Origin of the sequence: Halomonas sp. ND22Bw, from assembly GCF_003011945.1 — a bacterium.
Taxonomy (GTDB): Bacteria; Pseudomonadota; Gammaproteobacteria; order Pseudomonadales; family Halomonadaceae; genus Halomonas; species Halomonas halophila.
Genome location: NZ_PXWD01000793.1, coordinates 1 through 275, shown reverse-complemented (window position 1 = coordinate 275; position 275 = coordinate 1). Strand labels below are relative to the sequence as shown.

Genomic DNA, 275 nt, shown 5'->3' with positions numbered 1-275 from the left:
CGGGACCAGTTCTCCACCCCGCCCCAACTCGCCGCCCTCGCGGTGCTGGCCGCGCAGGTTCGACCGAAGGACCGTGTCCTGGAGCCGTCAGCGGGGACCGGATTGCTGGCCGTGGTGGCCGAAGCGTGCGGGGCGAGCCTGACGTTGAACGAGCTTGCGCCCACCCGCGCGGCGCTCCTCGACGGGCTTTTCGCCAGGGCAACGCGCCGACGGTATGACGGCCGCCATCTACCCGACCTCATCGTTGACGCCGGGGCGTTCGATGTCGTGGTCTG

The 275-nt window shown here is 70.9% G+C and carries 1 protein-coding gene; it reads left to right on the top strand.

What is annotated here, in order from left to right:
• Nucleotides 1–275, top strand: a 275-nt coding sequence (locus CVH10_RS20310) for a hypothetical protein (RefSeq protein ID WP_219924893.1), incomplete at both ends; no start/stop codon positions are given.